A 19,208-nucleotide genomic window follows, 5' to 3' on the forward strand; every position below is an offset into this window, starting at 1 on the left:
ATCAGTCTTCTTTACGAAGACCAAGTCCTAAATCGATTAGTTTCTTTTTAACTTCTTCTAATGATTTACGTCCTAGGTTACGCACTTTCATCATGTCTTCTTCAGATTTATTAGCAAGTTCTTGTACCGTGTTGATACCAGCACGTTTCAGACAGTTGTAAGAACGAACAGACAAGTCCAATTCTTCAATTGTCATCTCAAGAACTTTCTCTTTTTGGTCTTCTTCTTTTTCAACCATGATTTCGGCATTTTGCGCTTCATCAGTAAGACCTACGAAGATATTCAAATGCTCCGTATAGATCTTTGCACCAAGAGAAACTGCCTCTTCAGGTCGGATACTGCCGTCAGTGAATACATCCAACGTCAGCTTGTCGAAGTTAGCCAACTGGCCAACACGCGTATTTTCCACTTGATACGTCACTTTTGAAACTGGCGTAAAGATGGAGTCAATTGGAATGACACCAATCGGCTGATCTTCATGGTTATTCTGATCAGCTGGACGGTAGCCGCGGCCGCGTTCTGCCGTAAGCTTCATGTGCAAATGAGCATTCTTGCCCAAAGTTGCAATATGAAGATCCGGATTCAGTACTTCTACATCGCTATCGAAAGTGATGTCAGCAGCAGTTACTTTCCCTTCACCTTGTACATCGATCTCTAATGTTTTTTCTTCATCAGAGTAGATTTTAAGAGCCAGTTTTTTCAAGTTCAAAATGATGGTTGTCACGTCTTCTACTACGCCTTCAATCGTAGAGAATTCATGGAGCACGCCATCAATTTGAATGGAAGTTACAGCAGCGCCAGGAAGTGAGGATAATAGGATACGACGCAAGGAGTTTCCTAGTGTAGTACCATATCCACGCTCAAGCGGTTCTACAACGAACTTTCCAAATGTAGCATCATCGCTGATCTCAACCGTTTCAATCTTTGGTTTTTCAATTTCGATCATTATAAAGCCCTCCTTTAAAACGTCGAAACCCCGGTTAGAATTGCTCCTAACCGAAATTCCCCATATTGCGGTTCCCGTTTCTGCATCTTGACGATACGTTCCTTACTGTATGACCTGATCGCTTTTAAGCTATCATAACCCATTATAGACAGGGATACAAATTCTATACAGCAAGTAGGAAAAACTTATACGCGACGACGTTTAGGCGGACGGCAGCCGTTATGTGGAACTGGAGTGACGTCACGGATCGCTGTCACTTCAATACCTGCAGCCTGAAGTGAACGGATCGCAGCTTCACGACCAGCACCAGGGCCTTTAACTGTTACTTCCAAAGTCTTCATGCCGTTTTCTACAGCAACTTTAGCAGCAGCTTCAGCAGCCATCTGTGAAGCGAATGGAGTAGATTTACGGGAACCTCTGAAACCAAGGGAACCTGAGCTGCTCCAGCTGATTACGTTACCTTGTACATCAGTAATCGTAACGATTGTGTTGTTGAAAGTAGAACGGATGTGAGCAATACCAGTCTCGATATTCTTTTTCACACGACGTTTACGAGTTTGTTGTTTACGAGCCATGTTTGTTTACCTCCTTACTTATTTTTTCTTGTTAGCGATTGTACGGCGTGGGCCTTTACGAGTACGAGAGTTGTTCTTCGTTTTCTGACCACGAACCGGCAATCCACGACGGTGGCGAAGACCACGATAAGAACCGATTTCAATTAGACGCTTGATGTTAAGAGATACTTCACGGCGAAGATCCCCTTCAGTAGTGTAGCTGTCAATTGTTTGACGAATTCTGGATAGTTCGTCTTCTGTAAGATCACGAACACGTGTATCTTCAGAAACGCCAGCTTCTTTTAGTACCTTTTGCGCTGTGTTTTTTCCAATTCCATAGATGTATGTTAGGGAAATAACAACGCGTTTGTCACGCGGAATATCAATACCTGCTATACGTGCCATTAGCTACGTGCACCTCCTTGTATTATCCTTGTTTTTGCTTATGCTTAGGATTTTCACAGATTACCATTACTTTGCCTTTACGACGAATGACTTTACATTTTTCGCAAATCGGCTTTACAGATGGTCTTACCTTCATCATCTATTCCTCCTTTAGTATCGGAGCTAGTCAAATTATTTATAACGGTACGTAATACGTCCTTTAGTTAAGTCATAAGGGGAAAGCTCTACCGTTACTTTATCTCCAGGAAGAATTCGAATAAAGTGCATACGAATTTTACCGGAAACATGTGCTAAAACGGTGTGGCCATTCTCTAACTCCACCTTAAATTGCGCATTAGGCAATGTATCGGTGACAGTTCCTTCTACTTCAATTGCATCATCTTTCGCCATCGGTCTATCTCCCTTCTTCAAATCTCTTCACGGTATGATTGACATAAGTAGATATCGCAAATCGCAGTTTACCATTGGTTACGCGACCAGCTTCTAGAAGGCTGCGGCGGACTTCCGGTGATACATACGGCAGTGGATCCACATGACGCAAAGCTTTGCGCTTCGGTGAATCATACTTTCGTTTCTCTCCGTCAGCAAGCAACACAAAACGACTGTCAATTTTTCGAATGACAATCGCAAGCTGACCTGCTTCTCGCCCATGTGCGATACGAACAACCTGACCAATCCGTGGACTTGTATCCGTTTCGCTCAAACATGATCACCTTCATCATAGCTTTTTTCGAAGCTGTGCGTAAGTTAGCATTCTATGCTGCAAACAAGGAGCATATTCTACCACTTTTCTGTCTGAAAGTCCAGGTTAGAAAAGCTGCATGTTAGGGAATCTATATTAAGTCCACAAATTGAGTCACAATTTGTTTCATGATTGTTCATATTCAGCCTTGTCAATTAGCGTCAGGATATCAGTAAGGCACGGTTCCGATGATGGAAGCTTGAACGAATTGCGAGTCGCAAATCGTTTCAACTCTACCACGAGGTCTATTATACTCTATCAAGGGATAGAATGCATCCTTACGCTATCTCGAGCCTAAAGAGCAATTCCACCCGTACTAAAAGAGTATAGCTTGCACACCTGTATCAGCGAAGATTATTCAAGCGCTGATCGATGTCGTGGAAGACCTGATCGATTGCTTGGTCACCGTTCACTGTTACAAGATAGCCCTTATCGTTGTAGAAGTCCAATATCGGTTTCTGCTGCTCGATATTGACTTCCAAACGTTTTTTCACCGTTTCCGGCTTATCGTCGTCTCGCTGGATCAGCGCAGTACCATCCTTGTCACATACCCCTTCTTCTTTCGGAGGGTTATAGACGGTATGATACGTAGTGCCGCATGTCGGACAAACCCATCTGCCAGATAAACGCTCCACCAAATTCTCCTGAGGAACCTCTACATGTAAGACGTAATCTACATTAGCATTCAAATCGTCCAGCAATACGTCAAGCGCTTCTGCCTGAGCAAGCGTACGAGGAAAACCGTCAAGTAAAAATCCGTTGTTGGTGTCATCCTTACCTAAACGGTCTCGGACTATACCAATCGTTACTTCATCCGGAACTAGTTTACCCTGGTCCATGTAAGCTTTCGCTTCACGGCCAAGCTCCGTTCCTTCTTTTATTGCAGCTCGGAACATATCTCCTGTTGAGATATGAGGGATGCTATATTTATCTACAATCTTCTCTGCCTGTGTACCTTTACCGGCACCCGGCAGACCCATAAGAATTAAATTCAACGAAATTCCCCTCGCTCTCGTCTGTTTGTAGACTGTTCTCTATTTCATGAAGCCTCGGTAATGACGCTTCACTAACTGGCTTTCTAGCTGTTTCATCGTCTGCAACGCTACCCCTACCACGATCAGCAGGCTCGTTCCTCCGATTTGGACAGAAGTCGGCAAGTTGGCAATAGAGCCTAAGATAATAGGCAATACAGCTACAGCAGCCAAGAAGAGAGACCCAACGAAGGTTAAACGATACATCACACTGGTGAGGTACGTTTCCGTGCTTTTCCCTGGGCGAATACCCGGGATGTAGCCACCTTGCTTGTTTAAGTTCTCTGCCATTTGTTCCGGGTTGACCTGAACAAATGTATAGAAATAACTAAATGCAAGAATCAGGACTACATAGATTACCATCCCAATTGGTTGCGTATAATCGAATACGTTCTCGATCGTAGTTGCTACATTTCCTTCAAAGAAACTCGCGATAGTACGCGGAGCATAGATAAAGGAAACTGCGAAAATTACAGGGATTACTCCAGCAGCGTTTACTTTAATCGGCAAGTGGGTGGACTGACCGCCTACTTGTGAGCGACTAGTGGTACGCTTCGAATACTGGATTGGAATTTTACGAAGTGCTTGCGTGATATAAATCACACCAACAATTACGGCAATGATCACGATAGCGATAATTGCAACGATCACGACATTTAGGAATAAATCATCACCAGGATTGCTGAAGTACTGCTCCCAAAGCTGGTTTAAACCATTTGGAATTGCAGCAGCGATACCGGCGAAGATAATAATGGAGATACCATTACCTACACCATGAGCTGTGATCTGTTCTCCTAACCACATCAAGAATGCTGTTCCTGCAGTCAATACGATTGTAATGACAGCGAACTTATAAAAACTTGGATCGGAAATGAGCATACCGCCGGATAACTGATTGAATCCGATGGACATACCTACCGCCTGAATTAACGCTAGCACGATAGTGGCATAACGAGTCACTTGTGCCAACTTACGACGTCCCATCTCTCCTTGCTTTTTCCACTCACTGAATGTCGGGATGACATCCATTTGCAGAAGCTGCATGATGATCGAGGCAGTGATGTAAGGCATGATACCCATCGCAAGGATGGAGAAGTTCTGCAATGCACCGCCGCCAAAAGTATTCAGAAATCCGAATACGTTCTGCTGATTCATAAAGTCGATCGCGGAACGATCGGTAAATGGAACAGGAATGAACGTACCGAGTCTGAAAATGATCAGCATTAGCAATGTAAAGATGATTTTATTTCGTATATCTTTTACACGCATAAAATTGGAGATTGTACGAAACATTAGATCACCTCTGTTTGACCGCCCGCTGCCTCAATGGCTTCTTTAGCAGAAGCTGAGAACTTGTGAGCTTTAACAGTAAGTTTCTTTTCGATGTTTCCGTTTCCTAGAACTTTAATACCGGCTCTCAATTTGCTAACAACTCCGCTTTCAAGTAGAAGCTCTGGAGTTACCTCTGTACCCTCTTCAAAACGGTTAAGGGTTTCAAGGTTAACAATTGAGTACTCAGTACGGTGGATGTTTGTGAATCCACGTTTAGGAAGACGTTGGAATAGTGGCATTTGGCCACCTTCGAAACCTAGACGTACACCGCCGCCAGAGCGTGCATTTTGTCCTTTATGTCCACGGCCGGATGTTTTACCGTTACCTGAAGACATACCGCGACCTACACGATTGCGAGTTTTACGTGTTCCTTCTGCTGACTTCAATTCATGAAGTTTCATAATGGCACCTCCTCTTTTACATTTAAATCATTATACTTCTTTAACTGATACTAGATGAGAAACTCTGTTGATCATGCCGCGAACAGTTGGATTGTCTTCCAAAACAACTGACTGACGGATCTTTCTAAGGCCTAGAGCAGCAACAGTTTTGCGCTGTTTTTCTAGTCTTCCGATCGTACTGCGCGTGAGGGTGATTTCTAATTTGTTAGCCATGTGCTTTCCCTCCTTATCCTAACAGTTCTTCTACAGACTTTCCACGAAGTTTCGCAACTTCTTCTGCACGTTTCAATCTGCTAAGTCCGTTAAGTGTTGCACGAACCATGTTGATTGGAGTGTTAGAACCAAGTGATTTAGAAAGGATGTCTCCGATACCACCAAGCTCAAGTACCGCACGTACAGGTCCACCGGCGATAACTCCAGTACCTTCTGCTGCTGGCTTCATCAAGATGTTGCCGGCGCCGAATTCACCGATGATTTCATGTGGAATAGTTGTACCAACGATAGGTATAGTAATTAGATTTTTCTTCGCGTCTTCAATAGCTTTACGGATCGCTTCTGGTACTTCTTGTGCTTTACCAGTACCGAAACCTACATGGCCGTTTTTGTCGCCTACTACTACAAGAGCAGCGAAACGGAAACGACGACCACCTTTTACTACTTTAGCAACACGGTTAACCGTTACTACGCGTTCTTCAAGATCAAGTTTGTTCGGGTCAATTGTTGTACGCAAGTTGTGTCCCTCCTTTTTAGATTAGAATTTAAGACCAGCTTCACGAGCTGCTTCAGCCAATGCTTTAACACGTCCGTGGTAAAGGTAGCCTCCACGGTCAAATACGATTGTTGTTACGCCAGCTTCTTTCGCACGGTTAGCAACTGCTTCTCCGACCTTTTGAGCTGCTTCAACATTGCTTGTAGATTCTAGGCTAAGGCTAGCATCCTTAGTAGAAGCACTTGCAAGTGTTTTACCAGTTGTATCATCGATCAACTGTGCGTAAATGTGCTTGTTAGAACGGAAAACGTTCAAACGAGGACGCTCAGATGTTCCTGAAATGCTTTTACGAACACGATTATGTCTTCTCTTACGCGATTCGTTTTTTGCAACTTTTGTAATCATTCAGGTCACTCCTTTCTGGTTTAACGAAAACCTTATTTCGCTGTTTTACCTTCTTTACGACGTACGAATTCGCCTTCGTAACGGATTCCTTTACCTTTATAAGGCTCTGGAGGACGGATTGCACGGATGTTAGCAGCTACTGCGCCAACAGCTTCCTTATCGATACCTTTAACAACTACACGAGTGTTAGAAGGAACTTCGATTTCAATACCATCACGGTGTTCAACTTCAACTGGATGTGAATAACCAGCGTTGACCACGACTTTGTTGCCTTGTTTAGTAGCACGATAACCTACACCGATGATTTCAAGAGCTTTCTCATAACCAGCGTGTACGCCTTGTACCATGTTTCCAAGGATAGAACGAGTAGTTCCGTGAAGAGCACGGTGTTCCTTGCTGTCAGTTGGGCGTTCAACAGTAAGAACGTTCTCTTCAACTTTGATCACCATATCTTGGTGGAATGTACGAGTCAATTCACCTTTAGGACCTTTTACAGTCACAGTGTTGTTTTCATTTTTGAATTCAACGCCTGCAGGGATTTCAAGAATCTTTTTACCTACGCGGGACATATGTGCACCTCCTTACTAATTGTTGGGAATTACCAAACGTATGCTAGCACTTCGCCGCCGACAGCTTGCTCACGTGCTTCTTTATCAGACAATACGCCTTTAGAAGTTGAAACAACTGCGATACCAAGTCCGTTAAGGACACGTGGAATTTCAGTAGATTTCGCGTAAACACGAAGACCAGGTTTACTGATACGTTTAATACCAGTGATAACACGCTCGTCGTTTTTACCATATTTCAAAAAGATGCGTAGAACACCTTGTTTGTCATCTTCTACGAATTCGTAATCACGAATAAAGCCTTCACGTTTAAGGATATCAGCAACATCCTTTTTCAACTTAGAAGCAGGAAGCTCCAGTTTTTCATGACGAACAGTGTTTGCATTACGAATACGAGTTAGCATATCTGCGATAGGATCTGTCATAACCATTAATCATTACCTCCTTCCCTGATTTAGGGGATTACCAGCTTGCTTTTTTAACGCCAGGAATTTGACCTTTATAGGCTAGTTCGCGGAAACAAATACGGCATAGCTTGAATTTACGTAGTACAGAGTGTGGACGTCCGCAACGTTCGCAGCGTGTGTACTCTTGTACTTTAAATTTCTGTGGGCGTTGTTGTTTCACGATCATAGATTTTTTAGCCACAATATTCCCTCCTTTTTACCTTTATTTTTGGAAAGGCATGCCTAGCTGAGTAAGTAGCTCACGAGCTTCTTCGTCAGTGTTGGCTGTAGTTACGATAACGATGTCCATTCCACGTACTTTGCTTACTTTATCGTAATTGATTTCTGGGAAGATTAACTGTTCTTTAACACCTAGTGTATAGTTACCACGACCATCAAACGCTTTGTTTGAGATACCACGGAAGTCACGTACACGTGGAAGGGAAACTGCGACTAGTTTTTGAAGGAATTCGTACATACGCTCTCCGCGCAATGTAACTTTCGCTCCGATTGGCATACCTTCACGAAGACGGAAACCTGCGATAGATTTCTTAGCTTTCGTGATGATTGGCTGCTGACCAGCAAGCAAAGACAATTCCTCTACTGCAGAATCAAGTGCTTTAGAGTTTTGAACGGCGTCACCGACACCCATATTAATAACGATCTTTTCGATCTTTGGTACTTGCATTACAGATTTATAGCTGAATTTTTCCATTAGAGATGGAGAAATCTCGCCTTGATATCTTTGTTTCAATTCATTCATCGAGTAGCCCTCCTTTCAGAAGAAATTATTTATCGATAGCTTGACCGGATTTCTTAGCGATACGGACTTTTTTGCCGTCTTTCACTTCGTAGCCTACGCGAGTTGGCTCTCCAGTTTTAGGATCGATCAGCATTACGTTAGAAACGTGAATCGCTGCTTCGATTTCAAGGATTCCGCCCTGCGGGTTATCCTGAGAAGGTTTCGCGTGTTTTTTGACGATGTTTATTCCTTCGACAAGAACACGGTCTTTCTTCGGATAAGCTTCAAGGATGGTACCTTCTTTACCACGATCTTTACCAGTGATTACTTTAACTTTGTCACCTTTTTTAACATGCATGTGTACTGCACCTCCTTAACAAGGCATTAAGAGTTTTTACAATACTTCAGGAGCAAGGGAAACGATCTTCATGAACTTAGCATCACGCAATTCACGTGCAACTGGTCCGAAGATACGAGTTCCTCTTGGGCTCTTGTCATCTCTTACGATAACAGCTGCGTTTTCGTCGAATTTGATGTAAGAACCATCTTTACGACGAACACCGCTTTTCGTACGTACGATTACAGCTTTAACAACTTCACCTTTTTTGACAACGCCACCAGGTGTTGCTTGTTTCACCGTACAAACGATTACGTCACCAATGTTAGCTGTTTTACGACCAGATCCGCCTAGCACTTTAATTGTTAGGACTTCACGAGCACCAGAGTTATCAGCGACTTTCAAACGAGTCTCTTGTTGAATCATACGAGTGTTACCTCCCTTCGGAATCCTTCCGAGCGATCTTAAATTAGATAATTACTGCTTCTTCTACTACTTCAACCAAACGGAAACGTTTCGTTGCAGATAAAGGACGAGTTTCCATTATACGAACCAAGTCACCAGTTTTTGCTGTACCGTTTTCATCATGCGCTTTTAGTTTTTTAGAATACTTAACGCGCTTGCCGTACAGCGTGTGAGTTTTGTAGGTTTCAACAAGAACAGTGATTGTTTTATCCATTTTATCGGATACAACACGTCCAACGTAGACTTTACGATTGTTACGTTCACTCATGTCGCGAACCTCCTCTCGGAATTTAGTTATTTACGCTTAATTCTCTTTCACGAACAACTGTCTTCATGCGAGCAATTGTCTTACGGACTGTGCGAATACGTGCTGTATTCTCAAGCTGTCCAGTAGCTAATTGGAAGCGCAGGTTGAAAAGTTCTTCTTTTAGAGACTTAACTTTTTGTTCAATTTCGGCAGTGGTCAGTTCTTTGATTTCATTAGCCTTCATTGATTTCACCACCAATTTCTTCACGTTTTACAATCTTAGTTCTAATTGGCAGTTTGTGAGAAGCAAGACGCAATGCTTCGCGAGCCACCTCTTCAGATACTCCAGCAATTTCGAACATGATCTTACCAGGTTTCGTTACAGCAACCCAGCCTTCAGGAGAACCTTTACCGGAACCCATTCGGACTTCTAGAGGTTTTTTAGTGTATGGCTTATCTGGGAAGATTTTGATCCATACTTTACCGCCACGTTTCATGTAACGAGTCATAGCGATACGAGCAGATTCGATTTGACGGCTAGTGATCCAAGCTGGATCAACAGCTTGTAGACCCCATTCACCAAATGCAACTTCTGTACCGCCTTTAGCACGGCCATTCAATTTACCACGGTGTTGTCTACGATATTTTACGCGTTTAGGCATTAACATAATGCTTTTCCCCCTTCCTTATCGGTTGTTTTTAGTTGGAAGGACTTCGCCACGATAGATCCATACTTTAACGCCAAGCTTACCATAAGTTGTATCAGCTTCAGCTGTGCCATAGTCGATGTCAGCACGTAGAGTATGAAGTGGAACTGTTCCTTCGCTGTAAGATTCTGCACGAGCGATATCTGCTCCGCCTAGACGACCGGAAACTTGTGTACGGATACCTTTAGCACCAGCACGCATTGCACGTTGCAATGTTTGTTTCTGTGCACGACGGAATGAGATACGGTTTTCAAGTTGACGAGCGATGTTGTCTGCTACCAATTTAGCATCAAGATCTACACGTTTCACTTCAACGATGTTGATGTGAACACGTTTGCCAGTCAGGCTGTTCAATGCTTTACGAAGTGCTTCCACTTCAGAACCGCCTTTACCGATTACCATACCAGGTTTACCAGTGTGAATAGAAATATTTACACGGTTAGCAGCACGTTCGATCTCCACTTTAGAAAGTGCAGCATCTTTCAAACGTTGTTCTAGATAATCACGAATTCTGATATCTTCATGTAGTAAATCAGCGTAATCTTTGCCACCGTACCACTTGGATTCCCAGTCACGGATGACGCCGACGCGAAGACCTATCGGATGTACTTTTTGACCCACTGCTTAACCCTCCTTCTTTTCTGTAACAACCACTGTAATGTGGCTAGTACGTTTGTTGATTTGGCTTGCGCGGCCTTGAGCGCGTGGACGGAAACGTTTCAATGTAGCACCTTCGTTAACGAATGCTTCAGAGATAACAAGGTTATCCGTATCCATTTCATAGTTGTGCTCTGCGTTAGCAACTGCAGAACGAAGTACTTTTTCTACTGCCAATGATGCACCACGCTGAGTGTGACGCAAAATCGCAACAGCTTCTCCGACATTTTTTCCTCGAATTAAATCAACAACTAAGCGGACCTTACGAGGAGCAATGCGAACTGATTTTGCCATAGCTTTTGCTTGCATTTAGGATTGCCTCCCCTCTTAGCGTTTTGTTTTCTTGTCGTCCGCTGCGTGACCTCTGTACGTGCGAGTTGGCGCGAATTCACCAAGTTTATGACCTACCATATCTTCAGTAACATAAACAGGTACGTGTTTACGGCCATCGTACACAGCGATTGTGTGTCCAACGAATGTTGGGAAAATAGTAGAACGACGGGACCAAGTTCTGATAACTTGTTTCTTGTCATCTTCGTTCAATTTGTCGACTTTCTTCAGCAAATGATCATCTGCGAAAGGTCCTTTTTTCAAACTGCGACCCATACATAAACCTCCCTTTGCGATATCGAGACGGGTGAAAATCCCCGCCTTGCTACCACATTATTTTTTACGCTTACGTACGATAAATTTATCGGACTGCTTATTACGTTTACGTGTTTTGTAACCAAGTGTTGGTTTACCCCAAGGAGACATTGGTGATTTACGTCCGATTGGAGCGCGTCCTTCACCACCACCGTGTGGGTGATCATTAGGGTTCATTACAGATCCGCGGACTGTTGGGCGTTTGCCTAACCAGCGAGAGCGTCCTGCTTTACCAATTACGATTAGTTCATGTTCCAAGTTACCAACCTGACCTACTGTAGCACGGCAAGTACCTAGTACTAGACGTACTTCACCAGAAGTTAGTCTTACAAGAACATATTTACCTTCACGGCCAAGGATTTGAGCTTGTGCACCAGCAGAACGAGCTAGCTGAGCACCGCGGCCAGGTTTCAATTCGATGTTGTGGATGATCGTACCAACTGGGATTGTAGCAAGCTCCATAGCGTTACCCACTTTGAAGTCAGCACCTTCACCAGAAATGATCTCAGTTCCTACTTCCAAGCCTTTCGGAGCAAGGATGTAGCGTTTTTCACCATCAACATAGTGAATTAGAGCGATGTTCGCAGTACGGTTTGGATCGTACTCGATTGTAGCAACGCGTCCTGGTATTCCATCTTTGTCGCGTTTGAAGTCGATAATACGGTATTGACGTTTGTGTCCACCACCTTGGTGACGTACAGTCAATTTACCTTGGTTGTTACGTCCGCCACGTTTATGAAGCGGTGCAAGCAATGATTTCTCAGGCTTGTCAGTTGTAATTTCGGCAAAATCCGATACAGACATGTTACGACGTCCGTTAGTAATCGGTTTATACTTTTTAATCGCCATCGTTGTTTCCCTCCTTCTCTATTATTTCTTAAACACCTTCGAAGAAGTCAATTTCTTTGCTGTCTTCTGATAGTGTTACTACTGCTTTTTTACGATCTGGGCGGTATCCGCCGTAACGACCTTGACGTTTGAATTTACCTTTAAGGTTTTGAGTGTTCACTTGTTCCACTTTTACACCAAAGATTACTTCAACCGCTTGTTTGATTTCGATCTTGTTAGCACGTTTGTCAACTTCAAACGTGTACTTCTTATCAACCATAAGGTCAGAAGAATGTTCCGTAATTACAGGGCGCTTAATAATATCACGTGGTTCTCTCATTATGCAAGCACCTCCCCTGCTTTTTCAGCTGCCTCTTTCGTTAAGATCAGCTTATCATGCGTAAGCAAGTCAAGAACGTTAACTTCGCTTTGTTTCAATACTTTTACGTTTTTAAGGTTGTTTGCAGAACGTACAACAGTTTCGTCTTTATCTGCAGTAACGATCAATACCTTTTTATCAACGTTAAGTGCATTAAGCATAGCAACGACATCTTTTGTTTTAGGAGCATCGAATGCAAGGCTCTCTAGAACTAAGATGTTTTCTTCTTGTACTTTAGAAGATAGTGCTGATTTAAGCGCTAGACGACGAACTTTTTTAGGTAGTTTGTAGCTGTAGCTGCGTGGAGTCGGTCCGAAAACTGTTCCACCGCCAACCCATTGTGGTGAACGGATGGATCCTTGACGTGCGCGGCCAGTACCTTTTTGACGCCATGGCTTTCTTCCACCGCCTCGTACTTCAGAACGTCCTTTTACTTTATGCGTACCTTGACGCATAGAAGCACGTTGCATTAGTACTGCTTCGTGTAATACGTGTGTGTGTGGCTCGATACCGAAAACGGAATCGTTCAATTCGATTTCTCCGACTTGAGATCCGCTCTGGTTGAATAGTGCTACTTTAGGCATGATATATCCTCCCTTCGTATTGTGAATTAGTTACCTTTTACGGCACCTGATACTTTCACGTAAGATTTTTTCGCACCAGGTACGTTACCTTTAACAAGGATAAGGTTGCGCTCAGCGTCAACTTTAACGATCTCAAGGTTCTGAACAGTGATTTGCTCTCCGCCCATTTGTCCTGGTAGTGCTTTACCTTTGAAAACGCGCATAGGGTCAATTACACCCATAGAACCTGGTCTTCTGTGGTAACGTGAACCGTGTGACATAGGTCCGCGGGATTGGTTGTGGCGCTTGATTGCACCCTGGAATCCTTTACCTTTAGAAGTACCTGTTACATCTACTGTTTCTCCAGCTGCGAAAATCTCTACGCTAACCTCTTGTCCAACTTCGTGTTCGTCAAGAGCAGCGTCACGGATTTCACGAATGTAGCGCTTAGGTGTTGTGTTTGCTTTCTCAGCATGGCCTTTAGCAGGTTTGTTTGCGTTGTTTGCTTTCTGATCAGCAAATCCTAGTTGCAATGCGTTGTAACCGTCAGTTTCAACAGTTTTCTTTTGAAGAATTACGTTTGGTTCAGCTTGGATAACTGTTACAGCTTGAAGTTCACCACTTTCAGTGAATAGCTGTGTCATGCCGATCTTGCGTCCCAAGATTCCTTTCGTCATCCGTTACACCTCCTATTTTGTGTAAAATTATAGTTTAATTTCGATGTCCACACCGGACGGTAAGTCAAGTCTCATCAATGAATCAACTGTTTGCGGTGTAGGACTAACGATATCGATAAGACGTTTGTGAGTGCGCATTTCGAACTGCTCACGAGAGTCTTTATATTTGTGCACCGCACGTAGAATTGTGTATACAGATTTCTCTGTAGGAAGCGGAATCGGACCTGATACGTTAGCACCAGAACGTTTCGCTGTATCTACGATTTTTTCTGCAGACTGATCTAGGATTCTGTGATCGTATGCTTTTAGACGGATTCTGATTTTCTCTTTTGCCATTATTTTCCCTCCTTTATCGCCCTTATTCTTTAGGACATTCTCAGCGGAAATTAACTTGACCACCCTGCCATGGCAAAGGGGCCTGGTGTGCCAACAACCTCCCGCATCATCGCCTTTAAATGACCAACATTATAATTATATAGAAAAAATGCGGTCAATGCAAGTCTTATCTAGTTTTACAGCTTAAAAGTCTGTATTCCTTCATAAGATGACACTTTATGTATTATACATAGGCTTTATGCTGTTTTCAAGTCATTTCGGCTTTTTTTACAATTTACTGGCGCTGCCAATCTTTGGGTCTAAGTATATAAAAAAACAGACAGCACGTCTGCTGTCTGTTTCTTCTATATTGTTATATCAGCTTACGCTTCGATAACAGATACAACGCCTGATCCAACAGTACGTCCACCCTCACGGATAGAGAAGCGAGTACCATCTTCGATAGCGATTGGAGAGATAAGCTCAACAGACATCTCTGTGTTATCGCCAGGCATGATCATTTCAGTACCTTCTGGAAGGTGAACTACGCCAGTTACGTCAGTTGTACGGAAGTAGAACTGTGGGCGGTAGTTAGTGAAGAATGGAGTGTGACGTCCACCTTCTTCTTTAGAAAGAACATAAACTTCAGCTTTGAACTTTGTGTGTGGAGTGATTGTACCTGGTTTAGCAAGTACTTGTCCACGGCTGATATCATCACGGGATACACCACGAAGTAGAGCACCGATGTTATCGCCAGCTTCAGCGTAATCAAGAAGTTTACGGAACATTTCTACACCAGTAACGATTGTTTTCTTAGGAGCTTCGTTAAGACCGATGATATCAACTTCGTCACCGACTTTAACTTCTCCACGCTCAACGCGGCCTGTAGCTACAGTACCACGACCAGTGATAGAGAATACATCCTCAACTGGCATCATGAATGGTTTTTCTTTGTCGCGTTCTGGAGTTGGGATGTACTCATCAACAGCGTCCATAAGTTCGAAGATTTTAGCTTCGTAATCAGCGTCACCTTCAAGAGCTTTAAGAGCAGAACCTTTGATAACTGGTACATCGTCACCAGGGAAGTCATATTCGCTTAGAAGATCGCGAACTTCCATTTCAACAAGTTCAAGAAGTTCTTCATCGTCAACCATGTCGCATTTGTTTAAGAATACAACGATCGCAGGAACACCTACGTTACGAGAAAGAAGGATGTGCTCACGAGTTTGTGGCATTGGACCATCAGCAGCAGATACTACTAGGATAGCTCCATCCATTTGTGCAGCACCAGTGATCATGTTTTTAACATAGTCAGCGTGTCCTGGGCAGTCAACGTGTGCATAGTGACGAGTATCAGTTTCGTACTCTACGTGTGCAGTTGAGATAGTGATTCCACGTTCTCTTTCTTCTGGAGCACCATCGATTTGGTCGTAAGCCATTGCTTGACCAGAACCTGATTTCTTGTGAAGTACAGTTGTGATAGCTGCAGTTAGTGTTGTTTTACCATGGTCAACGTGTCCGATTGTACCAACGTTAACGTGGGATTTGGAGCGGTCGAATTTTTCTTTACCCATTAGTAATTCCTCCTTAAATATGGAAATATCTCATGTATTAGATAGTATGTTTCTTGTATTGCAGAAGCATGCGTGCACGCACGCTTCCAATACAAGTTATACTCGATTACTGTCCAAAAATCAATTATTGTCCAGCGTTTTTCTTGATAATTTCTTCTCCAACGCTTTTCGGCACTTCTTCATAGTGGTCGAATGTCATTGTGTAAGTTCCACGGCCTTGTGTGTTGGAACGCAACGCTGTTGCGTAACCGAACATTTCAGCAAGTGGCACAAATGCATTAACTACCTGAGCAGGTCCGCGTGTATCCATACCTTCAACACGTCCGCGACGGGAAGTGATATCGCCCATGATGTCTCCCATGTATTCCTCTGGGATAACAACTTCCACTTTTACAAGTGGTTCCAAGATGACAGGGTTACATTTGCTCTTAGCGTTTTTAAGCGCCATTGAAGCAGCAACTTTAAATGCCATCTCGTTGGAATCGACATCGTGGTAGCTTCCATCAAATAATGATGCTTTAACGTCGATTAGCGGATAACCAGCCAATACACCGTTTTGCATGGATTCTTTGATACCAGCTTCAACAGATGGGATGTATTCACGAGGAACTACACCACCAACGATTTTATTTTCGAACTCGAAACCAGCGCCTTCTTCGTTTGGCTCGAATTTGATCCAAACGTGTCCGAACTGACCGCGACCACCGGACTGACGTACGAATTTACCTTCGACTTCAGCAGATGCACGGAATGTTTCGCGGTATGCTACCTGTGGAGCACCTACGTTAGCTTCTACTTTGAATTCGCGACGCATACGGTCAACGATGATATCCAAGTGAAGCTCACCCATACCGGAGATGATAGTCTGACCAGTTTCTGGGTTAGTTTCAGTTCTGAATGTAGGATCTTCCTCAGCTAGTTTACCAAGTGCAACGGACATTTTATCTTGGTCCGCTTTTGTTTTTGGTTCGATCGCAACAGAGATAACTGGCTCTGGGAATACCATAGACTCAAGGATAACTAGTGATTTTTCATCACATAGCGTATCACCAGTCGAAGTATCTTTCAAACCAACTGCTCCTGCGATATCACCAGCGTAAACTTTGGAAATCTCTTCACGAGTGTTTGCGTGCATTTGTAGGATACGGCCTACGCGCTCACGCTTGTCCTTCGTAGAGTTTTTCACGTAAGAACCTGCTTCCAATGTACCAGAGTACACACGGAAGAAAGTAAGTTTACCTACGAATGGGTCAGTTGCAACTTTGAAAGCAAGTGCACTGAATGGTTCGCTGTCGCTGGATTTACGTACAATCTTATCTTCAGTACCAGGAACGATACCTTCGATAGCTGGTACGTCAGTTGGTGCAGGCAAGTAATCAACAACACCGTCGATTAAAAGCTGAACACCTTTGTTTTTGAATGCTGAACCACAGAATACTGGGTAGAATTCAACACTTAGAGTCGCTTTACGAACAGCTTGTTTAAGCTCTTCGTTAGAGATCTCTTCCCCTTCAAGGTAGCGTTCCATAAGATCTTCATCTTGTTCCGCTACTGCTTCGATAAGGTTTGTACGGTACTCATCCACAAGATCTTGCATATCTGCAGGGATCTCACGAGTCTCGTACTTTTGTCCAAGATCATCAAGGTAGAAATGAGCTTCCCCAGTGATTAGGTCGATGATTCCTTCGAAATCATCTTCCGCACCGATTGGAATTTGTACTGGGTGCGCGTTAGCGCCCAGACGTTCATGCATCGTCTTAACTGAATAAAGGAAGTCTGCACCTGTTTTATCCATTTTGTTAACGAACACGATACGTGGTACACCGTAAGTTGTAGCCTGACGCCAAACAGTTTCTGTTTGCGGCTCAACACCGGACTGTGCATCAAGCACAGCTACCGCTCCATCAAGTACGCGCAGGGAACGTTCAACTTCAACAGTGAAGTCTACGTGTCCTGGTGTATCGATGATGTTGATACGGTGGTTTTTCCATTGAGCAGTTGTTGCAGCAGATGTGATAGTAATACCACGCTCTTGCTCCTGCTCCATCCAGTCCATTTGAGAAGCACCTTCATGAGTTTCTCCAATTTTGTGGATACGTCCTGTATAGAATAAAATACGCTCTGTTGCAGTTGTTTTACCAGCATCGATGTGAGCCATGATACCGATATTACGCGTATTTTCTAAGGAGAACTCTCTAGCCATACGGTCTTTCTCCTTCCTAGAGTGAATTTAAGATATATCTTACCAGCGGTAGTGAGCAAACGCTTTGTTTGCTTCCGCCATTTTATGCATATCTTCACGTTTCTTAACAGCAGCACCTGTGTTGTTAGACGCATCAAGAATTTCGTTAGCAAGACGCTCTTCCATTGTTTTTTCACCGCGTAGACGGGAATAGTTAACAATGTAACGAAGACCTAGTGCTTGACGACGCTCTGGGCGTACTTCAACTGGTACTTGGTAGTTGGAACCACCAACACGGCGTGCGCGTACTTCAAGTACAGGCATAACGTTCTTCATGGATGTTTCGAAAACCTCCATTGGATCGTTTCCACTACGTTCTTTAACTAGTTCGAATGCTGCATAAAGAATCTTTTGAGCTTTACCGCGTTGTCCGTCAACCATGATTTGGTTGATCAAACGAGTTACCAATTTAGAGTTGTACAACGGATCTGGCAACACGTCACGTTTCGCTACAGGACCTTTTCTTGGCATATATTCTCCTCCTTTCTGATGATGGTTATATTATGTTGATCTTATTTTTTAGGGCGTTTAGTACCATATTTAGAACGACCTTGTGCGCGGCCGTCAACACCTGAAGTATCAAGCGCACCACGTACGATATGGTAACGTACACCCGGTAAATCTTTTACACGTCCGCCGCGGATCAAAACAACACTGTGCTCTTGCAAGTTGTGTCCGATACCAGGAATGTAGGCAGTAACCTCGATTCCGTTTGTCAAACGTACACGTGCATATTTACGCAATGCGGAGTTTGGTTTCTTCGGAGTCATTGTACCAACACGAGTACAAACACCACGTTTTTGTGGAGAAGACTGGTTAGTCAATGATTTCTTGAAACTGTTGTACCCTCTGTTCAATGCTGGAGAGTCAGATTTCTTTGTTTTGCTTACGCGACCTTTGCGTACTAATTGATTAATAGTAGGCATGTTTTTTCCTCCTTTCAAAGCTTTTTTGTAATACCACACATCCAGGTGGTTCATTTTCGGGCAAAAAACAAAGCTTTCACGAGCTGAGCTAGCATCAGCTTCGCCAAAACTATCTTTTGATTGCCACAGTAGCTGTCCCTACATCTATGCCACAAGCTTCACCTAAGCGCTTCATAGAATCCACTTGGATCGCTGGTATGCCTAATTCTTCTGCCAACTTTATTACCTGGCTGGTAATATGCTCGGCAGCGTCATTTGCAATGACAACTGAGTTCACTTGGCCTTGCTTCATGGCCTTGAGTGTTTGTTTGGTTCCGATAACGATTCCCGTATTAGCTTGCGCTACTTTTTCATAAGACATATGCAT

Annotated in this window: 33 protein-coding genes and 1 pseudogene; all 34 read right to left on the reverse strand. The window is 43.5% G+C overall.

Features of this window, described 5'->3' with window-relative positions; translation table 11 throughout:
• Nucleotide 1: 1 nt before the first annotated feature.
• The 34 genes and pseudogenes from AE2B122_RS18005 to AE2B122_RS18170 all read right to left on the reverse strand — a co-directional run bounded on the left by AE2B122_RS18005 (nucleotide 2) and on the right by AE2B122_RS18170 (nucleotide 19,202).
• Entirely contained in the window at nucleotides 2–946 is a 945-nt protein-coding gene (locus AE2B122_RS18005) for a DNA-directed RNA polymerase subunit alpha (RefSeq protein ID WP_038565251.1), read from the reverse strand.
• Nucleotides 947–1,131: 185 nt separating this feature from the next.
• Nucleotides 1,132–1,521: a 30S ribosomal protein S11 gene (gene rpsK / locus AE2B122_RS18010; protein WP_038565248.1), complete on the reverse strand. Its 390-nt coding sequence runs from the start codon at nucleotides 1,519–1,521 to the stop codon at nucleotides 1,132–1,134.
• A gap of 18 nt (nucleotides 1,522–1,539) precedes the next feature.
• Nucleotides 1,540–1,905 (reverse strand): 30S ribosomal protein S13, encoded by a 366-nt coding sequence (rpsM, locus tag AE2B122_RS18015; protein WP_038565245.1) that lies wholly within the window; start codon nucleotides 1,903–1,905, stop codon nucleotides 1,540–1,542.
• A 22-nt stretch (nucleotides 1,906–1,927) separates the two neighbouring features.
• On the reverse strand, nucleotides 1,928–2,041 hold the full coding sequence (rpmJ, locus tag AE2B122_RS18020; RefSeq protein WP_003156543.1) for a 50S ribosomal protein L36: 114 nt from the start codon (nucleotides 2,039–2,041) through the stop codon (nucleotides 1,928–1,930).
• Between the two features lie 35 nt (nucleotides 2,042–2,076).
• Nucleotides 2,077–2,295 (reverse strand): translation initiation factor IF-1, encoded by a 219-nt coding sequence (infA, locus tag AE2B122_RS18025; RefSeq protein WP_038565240.1) that lies wholly within the window; start codon nucleotides 2,293–2,295, stop codon nucleotides 2,077–2,079.
• A 4-nt stretch (nucleotides 2,296–2,299) separates the two neighbouring features.
• Nucleotides 2,300–2,608 carry a KOW domain-containing RNA-binding protein gene (locus tag AE2B122_RS18030; protein WP_095220656.1) on the reverse strand — a complete coding sequence of 103 codons (309 nt, stop codon included), beginning with the start codon at nucleotides 2,606–2,608 and terminating at the stop codon, nucleotides 2,300–2,302.
• A 383-nt stretch (nucleotides 2,609–2,991) separates the two neighbouring features.
• Nucleotides 2,992–3,642, reverse strand: coding sequence for an adenylate kinase (locus tag AE2B122_RS18035; protein WP_095220655.1), 651 nt, complete (start codon nucleotides 3,640–3,642; stop codon nucleotides 2,992–2,994).
• A gap of 39 nt (nucleotides 3,643–3,681) precedes the next feature.
• The gene (secY, locus tag AE2B122_RS18040; RefSeq protein ID WP_038565234.1) at nucleotides 3,682–4,971 is read right to left on the reverse strand and encodes a preprotein translocase subunit SecY; all 1,290 of its coding nucleotides are present in this window, start codon (nucleotides 4,969–4,971) and stop codon (nucleotides 3,682–3,684) included.
• On the reverse strand, nucleotides 4,971–5,411 hold the full coding sequence (gene rplO, locus AE2B122_RS18045; RefSeq protein ID WP_038565232.1) for a 50S ribosomal protein L15: 441 nt from the start codon (nucleotides 5,409–5,411) through the stop codon (nucleotides 4,971–4,973). The genes secY and rplO overlap by 1 nt, the downstream gene beginning before the upstream one ends.
• 30 nt (nucleotides 5,412–5,441) lie before the next feature.
• Nucleotides 5,442–5,624, reverse strand: coding sequence for a 50S ribosomal protein L30 (gene rpmD, locus AE2B122_RS18050; RefSeq protein ID WP_095220654.1), 183 nt, complete (start codon nucleotides 5,622–5,624; stop codon nucleotides 5,442–5,444).
• 13 nt (nucleotides 5,625–5,637) lie between these two features.
• Nucleotides 5,638–6,141 carry a 30S ribosomal protein S5 gene (gene rpsE / locus AE2B122_RS18055; RefSeq protein ID WP_038565226.1) on the reverse strand — a complete coding sequence of 168 codons (504 nt, stop codon included), beginning with the start codon at nucleotides 6,139–6,141 and terminating at the stop codon, nucleotides 5,638–5,640.
• A 21-nt stretch (nucleotides 6,142–6,162) separates the two neighbouring features.
• A complete protein-coding gene (gene rplR, locus AE2B122_RS18060) occupies nucleotides 6,163–6,525 on the reverse strand; it encodes a 50S ribosomal protein L18 (RefSeq protein ID WP_038565223.1) in 363 nt (120 codons plus the stop codon).
• 32 nt (nucleotides 6,526–6,557) lie between these two features.
• Complete coding sequence (gene rplF / locus AE2B122_RS18065) at nucleotides 6,558–7,094, reverse strand: 50S ribosomal protein L6 (RefSeq protein WP_095220653.1); 537 nt, start codon at nucleotides 7,092–7,094, stop codon at nucleotides 6,558–6,560.
• 29 nt (nucleotides 7,095–7,123) lie between these two features.
• Nucleotides 7,124–7,522 carry a 30S ribosomal protein S8 gene (rpsH, locus tag AE2B122_RS18070; RefSeq protein WP_038565217.1) on the reverse strand — a complete coding sequence of 133 codons (399 nt, stop codon included), beginning with the start codon at nucleotides 7,520–7,522 and terminating at the stop codon, nucleotides 7,124–7,126.
• A 31-nt stretch (nucleotides 7,523–7,553) separates the two neighbouring features.
• The gene (locus AE2B122_RS18075) at nucleotides 7,554–7,739 is read right to left on the reverse strand and encodes a type Z 30S ribosomal protein S14 (RefSeq protein WP_038565213.1); all 186 of its coding nucleotides are present in this window, start codon (nucleotides 7,737–7,739) and stop codon (nucleotides 7,554–7,556) included.
• 21 nt (nucleotides 7,740–7,760) lie between these two features.
• Nucleotides 7,761–8,300, reverse strand: a complete 540-nt coding sequence (gene rplE / locus AE2B122_RS18080) for a 50S ribosomal protein L5 (RefSeq protein ID WP_038565210.1) — start codon at nucleotides 8,298–8,300, stop codon at nucleotides 7,761–7,763.
• 25 nt (nucleotides 8,301–8,325) lie between these two features.
• Nucleotides 8,326–8,637 carry a 50S ribosomal protein L24 gene (gene rplX / locus AE2B122_RS18085; RefSeq protein WP_038565207.1) on the reverse strand — a complete coding sequence of 104 codons (312 nt, stop codon included), beginning with the start codon at nucleotides 8,635–8,637 and terminating at the stop codon, nucleotides 8,326–8,328.
• Between the two features lie 36 nt (nucleotides 8,638–8,673).
• Nucleotides 8,674–9,042: a 50S ribosomal protein L14 gene (rplN, locus tag AE2B122_RS18090; protein WP_038565204.1), complete on the reverse strand. Its 369-nt coding sequence runs from the start codon at nucleotides 9,040–9,042 to the stop codon at nucleotides 8,674–8,676.
• Between the two features lie 43 nt (nucleotides 9,043–9,085).
• Nucleotides 9,086–9,349 (reverse strand): 30S ribosomal protein S17, encoded by a 264-nt coding sequence (rpsQ, locus tag AE2B122_RS18095; protein ID WP_095220652.1) that lies wholly within the window; start codon nucleotides 9,347–9,349, stop codon nucleotides 9,086–9,088.
• Nucleotides 9,350–9,371: 22 nt separating this feature from the next.
• Nucleotides 9,372–9,572: a 50S ribosomal protein L29 gene (gene rpmC / locus AE2B122_RS18100; protein ID WP_038565198.1), complete on the reverse strand. Its 201-nt coding sequence runs from the start codon at nucleotides 9,570–9,572 to the stop codon at nucleotides 9,372–9,374.
• A complete protein-coding gene (rplP, locus tag AE2B122_RS18105) occupies nucleotides 9,562–9,996 on the reverse strand; it encodes a 50S ribosomal protein L16 (protein WP_095220651.1) in 435 nt (144 codons plus the stop codon). Before rplP ends, rpmC begins: the two co-directional genes overlap by 11 nt.
• A pseudogene (rpsC, locus tag AE2B122_RS18110) lies at nucleotides 9,990–10,656 on the reverse strand (30S ribosomal protein S3). Before rpsC ends, rplP begins: the two are co-directional and overlap by 7 nt.
• 3 nt (nucleotides 10,657–10,659) lie before the next feature.
• Complete coding sequence (rplV, locus tag AE2B122_RS18115) at nucleotides 10,660–11,001, reverse strand: 50S ribosomal protein L22 (protein WP_038565189.1); 342 nt, start codon at nucleotides 10,999–11,001, stop codon at nucleotides 10,660–10,662.
• An 18-nt stretch (nucleotides 11,002–11,019) separates the two neighbouring features.
• Entirely contained in the window at nucleotides 11,020–11,298 is a 279-nt protein-coding gene (rpsS, locus tag AE2B122_RS18120; RefSeq protein WP_038565186.1) for a 30S ribosomal protein S19, read from the reverse strand.
• Nucleotides 11,299–11,355: 57 nt separating this feature from the next.
• Nucleotides 11,356–12,186 carry a 50S ribosomal protein L2 gene (rplB, locus tag AE2B122_RS18125; RefSeq protein ID WP_038565183.1) on the reverse strand — a complete coding sequence of 277 codons (831 nt, stop codon included), beginning with the start codon at nucleotides 12,184–12,186 and terminating at the stop codon, nucleotides 11,356–11,358.
• Between the two features lie 28 nt (nucleotides 12,187–12,214).
• The gene (gene rplW, locus AE2B122_RS18130) at nucleotides 12,215–12,505 is read right to left on the reverse strand and encodes a 50S ribosomal protein L23 (protein ID WP_038565180.1); all 291 of its coding nucleotides are present in this window, start codon (nucleotides 12,503–12,505) and stop codon (nucleotides 12,215–12,217) included.
• Nucleotides 12,505–13,128, reverse strand: a complete 624-nt coding sequence (gene rplD / locus AE2B122_RS18135) for a 50S ribosomal protein L4 (RefSeq protein WP_175074960.1) — start codon at nucleotides 13,126–13,128, stop codon at nucleotides 12,505–12,507. The genes rplW and rplD overlap by 1 nt, the downstream gene beginning before the upstream one ends.
• Before the next feature lie 26 nt (nucleotides 13,129–13,154).
• Entirely contained in the window at nucleotides 13,155–13,784 is a 630-nt protein-coding gene (gene rplC / locus AE2B122_RS18140) for a 50S ribosomal protein L3 (RefSeq protein WP_095220650.1), read from the reverse strand.
• A gap of 27 nt (nucleotides 13,785–13,811) precedes the next feature.
• Complete coding sequence (gene rpsJ / locus AE2B122_RS18145) at nucleotides 13,812–14,120, reverse strand: 30S ribosomal protein S10 (RefSeq protein WP_038565171.1); 309 nt, start codon at nucleotides 14,118–14,120, stop codon at nucleotides 13,812–13,814.
• Between the two features lie 362 nt (nucleotides 14,121–14,482).
• On the reverse strand, nucleotides 14,483–15,673 hold the full coding sequence (tuf, locus tag AE2B122_RS18150) for an elongation factor Tu (protein ID WP_038565169.1): 1,191 nt from the start codon (nucleotides 15,671–15,673) through the stop codon (nucleotides 14,483–14,485).
• Nucleotides 15,674–15,797: 124 nt separating this feature from the next.
• Complete coding sequence (fusA, locus tag AE2B122_RS18155; protein ID WP_095220649.1) at nucleotides 15,798–17,876, reverse strand: elongation factor G; 2,079 nt, start codon at nucleotides 17,874–17,876, stop codon at nucleotides 15,798–15,800.
• A gap of 39 nt (nucleotides 17,877–17,915) precedes the next feature.
• Nucleotides 17,916–18,386, reverse strand: coding sequence for a 30S ribosomal protein S7 (gene rpsG / locus AE2B122_RS18160; RefSeq protein WP_038565166.1), 471 nt, complete (start codon nucleotides 18,384–18,386; stop codon nucleotides 17,916–17,918).
• A gap of 41 nt (nucleotides 18,387–18,427) precedes the next feature.
• The gene (gene rpsL / locus AE2B122_RS18165; protein ID WP_038565163.1) at nucleotides 18,428–18,841 is read right to left on the reverse strand and encodes a 30S ribosomal protein S12; all 414 of its coding nucleotides are present in this window, start codon (nucleotides 18,839–18,841) and stop codon (nucleotides 18,428–18,430) included.
• Between the two features lie 109 nt (nucleotides 18,842–18,950).
• The gene (locus AE2B122_RS18170) at nucleotides 18,951–19,202 is read right to left on the reverse strand and encodes a 50S ribosomal protein L7ae-like protein (protein WP_095272830.1); all 252 of its coding nucleotides are present in this window, start codon (nucleotides 19,200–19,202) and stop codon (nucleotides 18,951–18,953) included.
• Between the last annotated feature and the right edge of the window lie 6 nt (nucleotides 19,203–19,208).

Origin of the sequence: Terribacillus sp. AE2B 122 (assembly GCF_902497585.1) — a bacterium.
In the GTDB taxonomy this organism is placed as follows: Bacteria; Bacillota; Bacilli; order Bacillales; family Amphibacillaceae; genus Terribacillus; species Terribacillus saccharophilus_A.

Coding starts and splice junctions, on each gene's coding strand:
- AE2B122_RS18005 (WP_038565251.1), bottom strand. CDS start 946: ATGATCGAAATTGAAAAACCAAAGATTGAAACGGTTGAGATCAGCGAT.
- rpsK (WP_038565248.1), bottom strand. CDS start 1,521: ATGGCTCGTAAACAACAAACTCGTAAACGTCGTGTGAAAAAGAATATC.
- rpsM (WP_038565245.1), bottom strand. CDS start 1,905: ATGGCACGTATAGCAGGTATTGATATTCCGCGTGACAAACGCGTTGTT.
- rpmJ (WP_003156543.1), bottom strand. CDS start 2,041: ATGAAGGTAAGACCATCTGTAAAGCCGATTTGCGAAAAATGTAAAGTC.
- infA (WP_038565240.1), bottom strand. CDS start 2,295: ATGGCGAAAGATGATGCAATTGAAGTAGAAGGAACTGTCACCGATACA.
- secY (WP_038565234.1), bottom strand. CDS start 4,971: ATGTTTCGTACAATCTCCAATTTTATGCGTGTAAAAGATATACGAAAT.
- rplO (WP_038565232.1), bottom strand. CDS start 5,411: ATGAAACTTCATGAATTGAAGTCAGCAGAAGGAACACGTAAAACTCGC.
- rpmD (WP_095220654.1), bottom strand. CDS start 5,624: ATGGCTAACAAATTAGAAATCACCCTCACGCGCAGTACGATCGGAAGA.
- rplR (WP_038565223.1), bottom strand. CDS start 6,525: ATGATTACAAAAGTTGCAAAAAACGAATCGCGTAAGAGAAGACATAAT.
- rplF (WP_095220653.1), bottom strand. CDS start 7,094: ATGTCCCGCGTAGGTAAAAAGATTCTTGAAATCCCTGCAGGCGTTGAA.
- rpsH (WP_038565217.1), bottom strand. CDS start 7,522: ATGGTTATGACAGATCCTATCGCAGATATGCTAACTCGTATTCGTAAT.
- rplE (WP_038565210.1), bottom strand. CDS start 8,300: ATGAATGAATTGAAACAAAGATATCAAGGCGAGATTTCTCCATCTCTA.
- rplX (WP_038565207.1), bottom strand. CDS start 8,637: ATGCATGTTAAAAAAGGTGACAAAGTTAAAGTAATCACTGGTAAAGAT.
- rplN (WP_038565204.1), bottom strand. CDS start 9,042: ATGATTCAACAAGAGACTCGTTTGAAAGTCGCTGATAACTCTGGTGCT.
- rpsQ (WP_095220652.1), bottom strand. CDS start 9,349: ATGAGTGAACGTAACAATCGTAAAGTCTACGTTGGACGTGTTGTATCC.
- rpmC (WP_038565198.1), bottom strand. CDS start 9,572: ATGAAGGCTAATGAAATCAAAGAACTGACCACTGCCGAAATTGAACAA.
- rplP (WP_095220651.1), bottom strand. CDS start 9,996: ATGTTAATGCCTAAACGCGTAAAATATCGTAGACAACACCGTGGTAAA.
- rplV (WP_038565189.1), bottom strand. CDS start 11,001: ATGCAAGCAAAAGCTATGGCAAAATCAGTTCGCATTGCTCCTCGTAAG.
- rpsS (WP_038565186.1), bottom strand. CDS start 11,298: ATGGGTCGCAGTTTGAAAAAAGGACCTTTCGCAGATGATCATTTGCTG.
- rplB (WP_038565183.1), bottom strand. CDS start 12,186: ATGGCGATTAAAAAGTATAAACCGATTACTAACGGACGTCGTAACATG.
- rplW (WP_038565180.1), bottom strand. CDS start 12,505: ATGAGAGAACCACGTGATATTATTAAGCGCCCTGTAATTACGGAACAT.
- rplD (WP_175074960.1), bottom strand. CDS start 13,128: ATGCCTAAAGTAGCACTATTCAACCAGAGCGGATCTCAAGTCGGAGAA.
- rplC (WP_095220650.1), bottom strand. CDS start 13,784: ATGACGAAAGGAATCTTGGGACGCAAGATCGGCATGACACAGCTATTC.
- rpsJ (WP_038565171.1), bottom strand. CDS start 14,120: ATGGCAAAAGAGAAAATCAGAATCCGTCTAAAAGCATACGATCACAGA.
- tuf (WP_038565169.1), bottom strand. CDS start 15,673: ATGGGTAAAGAAAAATTCGACCGCTCCAAATCCCACGTTAACGTTGGT.
- fusA (WP_095220649.1), bottom strand. CDS start 17,876: ATGGCTAGAGAGTTCTCCTTAGAAAATACGCGTAATATCGGTATCATG.
- rpsG (WP_038565166.1), bottom strand. CDS start 18,386: ATGCCAAGAAAAGGTCCTGTAGCGAAACGTGACGTGTTGCCAGATCCG.
- rpsL (WP_038565163.1), bottom strand. CDS start 18,841: ATGCCTACTATTAATCAATTAGTACGCAAAGGTCGCGTAAGCAAAACA.
- AE2B122_RS18170 (WP_095272830.1), bottom strand. CDS start 19,202: ATGTCTTATGAAAAAGTAGCGCAAGCTAATACGGGAATCGTTATCGGA.